Origin of the sequence: Bartonella sp. AD24XZML (assembly GCF_042196485.1) — a bacterium.
Taxonomy (GTDB): Bacteria; Pseudomonadota; Alphaproteobacteria; order Rhizobiales; family Rhizobiaceae; genus Bartonella.
This window is the reverse complement of sequence record NZ_JBHIQH010000049.1, coordinates 1-5,475: the sequence shown is the minus strand read 5'-3', so window position 1 is coordinate 5,475 and position 5,475 is coordinate 1. Positions and strand designations below refer to the sequence as shown.

The 5,475-nt window shown below is 39.0% G+C and carries 11 protein-coding genes; 5 read left to right on the top strand and 6 right to left on the bottom strand.

Annotation, left to right across the window (positions count from 1 at the left end; genetic code table 11):
* Together ACFIMX_RS04295 and ACFIMX_RS04290 are read right to left on the bottom strand one after the other, a co-directional pair.
* Positions 1-663: phage baseplate assembly protein V (locus tag ACFIMX_RS04295; RefSeq protein ID WP_375694072.1), on the bottom strand; the 663-nt coding region annotated here is incomplete at its 3' end.
* Positions 644-1,192 carry a hypothetical protein gene (locus ACFIMX_RS04290; RefSeq protein WP_375639621.1) on the bottom strand — a complete coding sequence of 183 codons (549 nt, stop codon included), beginning with the start codon at positions 1,190-1,192 and terminating at the stop codon, positions 644-646. The genes ACFIMX_RS04295 and ACFIMX_RS04290, both read right to left, overlap by 20 nt.
* A gap of 52 nt (positions 1,193-1,244) precedes the next feature.
* Here ACFIMX_RS04290 and ACFIMX_RS04285 point away from each other — a divergent pair, with 52 nt between their 5' ends.
* Both ACFIMX_RS04285 and ACFIMX_RS04280 read left to right on the top strand, forming a co-directional pair.
* Positions 1,245-1,559, top strand: a complete 315-nt coding sequence (locus ACFIMX_RS04285) for a type II toxin-antitoxin system RelE/ParE family toxin (RefSeq protein ID WP_375694071.1) — start codon at positions 1,245-1,247, stop codon at positions 1,557-1,559.
* Positions 1,560-1,575: 16 nt separating this feature from the next.
* On the top strand, positions 1,576-1,872 hold the full coding sequence (locus tag ACFIMX_RS04280; RefSeq protein WP_100129256.1) for a HigA family addiction module antitoxin: 297 nt from the start codon (positions 1,576-1,578) through the stop codon (positions 1,870-1,872).
* Positions 1,873-1,913: 41 nt separating this feature from the next.
* On the opposite strand, the gene ACFIMX_RS04275 is transcribed toward ACFIMX_RS04280, so the two are convergent.
* Positions 1,914-2,192 (bottom strand): hypothetical protein, encoded by a 279-nt coding sequence (locus tag ACFIMX_RS04275; protein ID WP_375639616.1) that lies wholly within the window; start codon positions 2,190-2,192, stop codon positions 1,914-1,916.
* Positions 2,189-2,932 (bottom strand): antA/AntB antirepressor family protein, encoded by a 744-nt coding sequence (locus tag ACFIMX_RS04270; RefSeq protein ID WP_375639617.1) that lies wholly within the window; start codon positions 2,930-2,932, stop codon positions 2,189-2,191. Before ACFIMX_RS04270 ends, ACFIMX_RS04275 begins: the two co-directional genes overlap by 4 nt.
* 412 nt (positions 2,933-3,344) lie before the next feature.
* Here ACFIMX_RS04270 and ACFIMX_RS04265 point away from each other — a divergent pair, with 412 nt between their 5' ends.
* The 3 genes from ACFIMX_RS04265 to ACFIMX_RS04255 all read left to right on the top strand — a co-directional run bounded on the left by ACFIMX_RS04265 (position 3,345) and on the right by ACFIMX_RS04255 (position 4,548).
* Positions 3,345-3,710, top strand: a complete 366-nt coding sequence (locus tag ACFIMX_RS04265; protein WP_375639622.1) for a helix-turn-helix domain-containing protein — start codon at positions 3,345-3,347, stop codon at positions 3,708-3,710.
* 3 nt (positions 3,711-3,713) lie between these two features.
* Positions 3,714-4,250: an ImmA/IrrE family metallo-endopeptidase gene (locus tag ACFIMX_RS04260; RefSeq protein WP_375639618.1), complete on the top strand. Its 537-nt coding sequence runs from the start codon at positions 3,714-3,716 to the stop codon at positions 4,248-4,250.
* Between the two features lie 166 nt (positions 4,251-4,416).
* Entirely contained in the window at positions 4,417-4,548 is a 132-nt protein-coding gene (locus ACFIMX_RS04255) for a hypothetical protein (protein WP_375639620.1), read from the top strand.
* 58 nt (positions 4,549-4,606) lie between these two features.
* On the opposite strand, the gene ACFIMX_RS04250 is transcribed toward ACFIMX_RS04255, so the two are convergent.
* Both ACFIMX_RS04250 and ACFIMX_RS04245 read right to left on the bottom strand, forming a co-directional pair.
* Positions 4,607-4,978, bottom strand: coding sequence for a hypothetical protein (locus ACFIMX_RS04250; protein ID WP_375680204.1), 372 nt, complete (start codon positions 4,976-4,978; stop codon positions 4,607-4,609).
* 1 nt (position 4,979) lies between these two features.
* Positions 4,980-5,475: major capsid protein (locus ACFIMX_RS04245; protein ID WP_375694070.1), on the bottom strand; the 496-nt coding region annotated here is incomplete at its 5' end.

Genomic DNA, 5,475 nt, shown 5'->3' with positions numbered 1-5,475 from the left:
ACCAGGGAAAACACCCCCATGAACATGGGTTGCTCCTACATTGGTGCTGTTATGTTTTAGTCCACTTGAATGAATGGAAACATTATTCCCAGAATGAAGAGAGATACTATCATTCGAATTCAGAGAAACGCCACCACCTGCCTTCAAAGAGATGTTGCCTTTTGCGTTTAAATTTATATCGCTTTTTGAAACAATCTTTATGCCTTCCGGTGCGGTAAGCTCTAGATTCCCACCATCACCTTTTAGTGACACACCTTCAGCAATCGTGAGGATAAATTTTCCACCTGATTTGATATGAATTCCATAAGTATTTTGTTCATCATCATATTCAAGGCTGGTTCCATCGGGGTATATCGTTCGGTGAATGCTGCCTTTATCGGCTGCTTGATTAGCATCGGTGTGAAGTGAACCAATAATCATCCCTTGTGATAAATCCCCTGATGATGAAACAACAATCACTTGCTCTCCAACATCGCGTCCTTCATAAGAACGTGTTTTACCGGCGCGGGCTTGGGTATCTGGAATCCAGTCACTGACAAGATTGCCACTTTTTATCCGATAGCGTGCGTTTTTATGGTCGACATGGCTAATCTTCCCCACCACAACCATATTTGCTACACGTCTCTTTAGATCTGTGATCTCTTTATCGCGCCGCTCTAACATGTCCACCTTCAATTTTATGGTATTTGTCTTCGTTTCCCACACCTGTTTCTGGTTCAAAGCTTAAGAAAGGTTCAACGATTCTTGCTGTTACACTGCCTTCTTCTTCATCCATGTTGGGGATATTGGTCACATAAATGGCTTCAAAGGTTAAAATTGCACCATGGAGCGCTAGGGCGCCATTATCGCCAAAGGCAAAAGCAATATTTTGCAGGCGGCATGTCTCAACGGTGTTGTTAAGATTGGGATTGGCATAGAAAATCTCTTCAACTTCCCATGCTAATTGGTCAACAAAGCGTGCACCATCTTCACATGTTGCATAGCATTCAACATCTACTGTTAAAACACGCCGCCTTAAGCCAAAATCATGTCCATCTTCAATGGTTTCATTTTGCGTTGAGATATTAATAGCTGGCATTGCTTCAATAAATAAATTGAAATCACGCATATTGAAAACATTGTCACCAGCTGCCGTCTTTGCAGCCTTTATCAACGCAACAAATGTTTCTCTTATCGTCTCTCTCGGATGCATGAGTGTTCCTGTCATTTAACATTTATCCTTTTCTTAAAACTAGTATCATGTTATGATACATAAAAGAACGAATAGAGGTGATTTGGTGATTGAATCTTTTGCTGATAAGCGGTGTAAAGATCTTCTAGAAGGCAATCCGCCCAGAGGCTTTCCCACCACTCTAGTGCGTATAGCCCAAAGAAAATTGTTTATGCTCGATAAAGCAGTTGATCTTAAAGATTTGCGCAGTCCTCCAGGAAATCATTTAGAAGCATTGAAAGGAGAGCGTAAAGGTCAATATTCTATTCGTATTAATAACCAGTTTCGTCTTTGTTTTGAATGGCGTATTAATGGCGCCTATGAAGTTGAAATTATAGATTATCATTGATCTATAGGAGGTCGAGATGAAAAATTATATTGCAATACATCCTGGAGAAATTTTACGGGAGGAATATTTAAAAGAATATGCTCTGTCTGCTTATGCTCTTGCAAAAGCATTGAATGTTCCACGCACGAGGATAGAACGTATTGTTGCGGAAAATAGTCCAATAACTCCTGATACGGCTCTCAGATTGGCTTCTTTTTTTGATACGACAGCTGAGTTCTGGCTTAATATGCAAGCTGCTTATGATGTTCATATTTTACAAGCCGAAAAAGCAGATGAATTTGCCAAAATTAATAAGTTTGAATGTAGAACTTAACCACCTCCCCACCTTTGAAGTGGGGAAGGGGCATGTTTTACTTAAGCAACCTTTTTAATAGGTTTTTCTAAATTTGGTTCGTAAGTTTTCAGCAAAGGCTGCATAATCGAGGGAGGTTTTAAGGCTCCAAAATTTGTAATCATTGCCAGAATTTTGAGTGCATTCGGGCTTTCATCTTGAAGCTTTAAGATTAAAGCTTTTTCTATTGCATCCATGGTTTCAATGAGAGCACTAAAAACTTTGTCTTCAACATCATCACGATCAGAAAACTGATACAGCGTCATCCACAAATCGCATAAGAAATCAATACTGGTATTCATTGTACACCCCCAAAGATTTGTTCTCTCAAACATGCCAATCCTCTCGAGGTGATTTTCGTTGAAGGGAGTACCTTTTCTGTACCATCCGGTCTTTGAATGGTGATAGCAGGGCAATCCATGAAACCTTTCTTGATTTTATCCTGATAAGGTAACAGAGGCGCCCCTGGAGCCCGTCGATAAACCCAATCATGTTTACGCAAGTAATCCGTTAAATCCTTTGGTCGCACTTCCAACATCTTTGCTGCTTCAATTAAACCAAACAGACCATCAGAGCGTTTTAAACCTTCTAAAGCTTCTGCTTTTGGAGCCAATTCGGCAATAACATGATCTTTCTGCTTGATTTGGCTTTGTAAGTGATTCAAAACACCAAGTAATGCCTCCGGTTTGGAGTAGTCAACTTGTGGTGTCACTACTTGTTTCAAAAGCCGTTCACATTTGATAAAGTATAAACGAGCTTCTCTACCTTTCTTATTATTCTCAAGCATCGAAAGTTCTTTAGCTACACTTAAGATCAGGTGATAGTCTTTACGATTGTGACCACCCCTACCTTTGCTCCCCAAAATCGGGGAGCAAACAAAATCTTGGTTTTCTAATAAATTATATTTATTGATACGGTCAGTAATCCAAGTAGAGAAATCTTTTCCTATTTCCAAAAATGCATGTAACTCACGTGCATTTACCGTCTGAACGGTATCACCATCAATTGTAGCTTTGTGTATGTCGATTAAATATTGTGCCATGATTTGGCTCCTATGTGCTTAAAGGTTTCTTAATGACACTCAATTAAAGAGTGCCGGGTGCTAAGAAACACGGCACATAGCCCGTCGTTACGCCTTTCCCAAAAGGGTATTGTATAGCATAACCACACCCGACAATATCATTATATGCTTGTAGCATACAACGAGTCAAAGTTTTTAATTGGCGGTGAAAAGATTGTTTCGGCAATCTATCCGCTATGTGTTTAAGGTGTTTCTTAGGCACCTGATTCGATTATTCATACTCCTACTATAATGTCAAGCAACTTTCGATAATTTTTAAATTTTTGCTATTGGCAATTTGTAATTATTGTAAAAAAAAGAGTTGATTTATACCTTAAGATAAAATATATTCAACTTATTAAGATTAATTATCCGTCCTTTGGAGTTATATTTGATGCTTACATCCTTTGGTAAAACCATACGAAAACTCCGTATTGATCATGCAGAACGTCTTTTAGATATGGCTGATAAATTAGGTATATCTGTAGCGTTTTTATCTTCTGTCGAGATTGGCAAAAAATCTGTGCCTGTTGGTATGGAAGAAAAGATCATAGAATTATACGATTTAGATCAAGATATGGCTTCTCTCTTAAGAAAAGAGGCTGATGCCTGCCGTAAGAGTTTTACAATAAAGTCTTCTAATTCATCCACAGGTGAACTTGTTGGTATGTTTGCTAGAGTTATAGATAACATTTCTCCAGAAGATGTAGAAAAAATGAAAAAATTAATGAAACAGATAAAAGAAAAAGAAGGTAAATAGAAGGTGTATAAAAGCATTGATTATGAAGTTCCTCCTCGTAGTTGGCACAAAATTAGTTATTTAGCTGGTTTATTTCGAAGAGAATTACAATTGTCAGATGTCCAATATTTTCCAGTAATGGAGTTTATTGAACACATTTTGCCTAATATGAAGCGAGATTTTCATTTACGTATCGCAGATAAGAAAGAACTGGGAAATGTGGGTGGTTTAACTGATCCACAAGGTAAGTTCATCGTTTTAAGAGAAGATATTTATAGAGATGCGTACGATGGTAATGGTCGTGCAAGATTTACAGTTGCTCATGAATTTGCTCACCTCTTTTTACATACAAATTTACCCTTACAACGCGTAATTGATTCTCATGAAATACCTGCTTATCGCAGTTCAGAACGGCAAGCTGATCAGTTTGCCGCTGAACTTTTAATGCCACGTTCAGGTATGCCCAAATTTAAGACTCCAGAAGAGATCGCTAAGTGCTATAAAGTTTCATTACAAGCAGCAAAGGTTAGAATGAAAACATTAAATATTAAATCAGAATAAAAAGGGTTTGAGTTGCAGCTCAAACCCATAAAGAGTTTACGTCAGGTTTCGGTTAGCTGACGTAAAACCAGACAGGAAACAACAAGATGTAACCCGTAACAACAGGCGGAATTGTATCATTGTAAATGTTTCCTGTCTAGGTCAATTCACCTTAAAAGGAACTTCCATGTATAATACACAGAAGTTTAAAGAAAGTAAAACGTACGTTTTTCGCACATGGCGTAGATGTCCTTATACAGGTCAAAAACTTTACGCAAAACACTATGGGCGAAAGGCTTGGCGTATTCCAATTGAGTGAGTGATAAAAAAAGCAGAAGGGGGATATTTTATTCCCCTTCTGTATCTCAGAAATGTAATCAAAACTGCTTGTTGGGTGGAGATTCGTTACGTAAGATAAGTTTATACATACCGGATTCAGAGGCTTGGACATCTGTGATCACGAAGTGTTCTTGAGAAGAGGGGGCTTTGTTGTTTTCAGGAGAGATGATCACAATACGATCTTGAGGTTTTGGTGGTACTCCCCCGATATCATTGATACAAAGATCAAGTTCCTTTCTTGCAATTGTGGTGGGGATTCTGCCTCCAGCCTCCGATTCCGAATGTTTGATGCCGTAAATCGCTGTGATACGAAAAGATTGCTGATTGTCCTTTCGCGTGTAGATGACGGGTTGCCCAAAGGTGTTGCGCACGTCTTGAATCATTTTATTAAGCAACCCATGCCATCGCATGTTATTTTCCTCCACTGACCGCTTTAAAGAGCATTTCAGGACGCGTGCAAATATAAAGCGGATAGCTATAGACCTCAGGCTTTACCCATGCATTACGGTCGTTATCAACGATCAACATGGTGTAGAGCGGTTTTCCAACCGTGTTGGCAAAATCCAAACTTTCTCCCGGTGCAAAGGTTTTTTGAAACACTCCCGGTGCATTGGCAGGCAAGAATTGACATTCATCCGGCTTAATGCCTATGGCGCGCTTTGTTCCAGCCTTCGCACTCACATTATAGTTGTGAATACTCCGGTAATTAATGAAAGTCACACCCGCAAAGTCAAAACTACCAAAGCTCCCAGAGCCAATCGAACTTGGTGTTGCAACACCTCCAGCACTATTTAAAGTTTGTGCAAGAGCTGTGTTGAGATAGGTTTCACGAATTGTTTTATGGTTTTTCAACTTGGAAAAGAATTCATTTCCACAAAGCCCAATAATGCGTGAACGATCAGAAAAA

Coding starts and splice junctions, on each gene's coding strand:
- ACFIMX_RS04280 (WP_100129256.1), top strand. CDS start 1,576: ATGAAAAATTATATTGCAATACATCCTGGAGAAATTTTACGGGAGGAA.
- ACFIMX_RS04275 (WP_375639616.1), bottom strand. CDS start 2,192: ATGAATACCAGTATTGATTTCTTATGCGATTTGTGGATGACGCTGTAT.
- ACFIMX_RS04255 (WP_375639620.1), top strand. CDS start 4,417: ATGTATAATACACAGAAGTTTAAAGAAAGTAAAACGTACGTTTTTCGC.
- ACFIMX_RS04285 (WP_375694071.1), top strand. CDS start 1,245: ATGATACATAAAAGAACGAATAGAGGTGATTTGGTGATTGAATCTTTT.
- ACFIMX_RS04290 (WP_375639621.1), bottom strand. CDS start 1,192: ATGCATCCGAGAGAGACGATAAGAGAAACATTTGTTGCGTTGATAAAG.
- ACFIMX_RS04270 (WP_375639617.1), bottom strand. CDS start 2,932: ATGGCACAATATTTAATCGACATACACAAAGCTACAATTGATGGTGAT.
- ACFIMX_RS04250 (WP_375680204.1), bottom strand. CDS start 4,978: ATGCGATGGCATGGGTTGCTTAATAAAATGATTCAAGACGTGCGCAAC.
- ACFIMX_RS04265 (WP_375639622.1), top strand. CDS start 3,345: ATGCTTACATCCTTTGGTAAAACCATACGAAAACTCCGTATTGATCAT.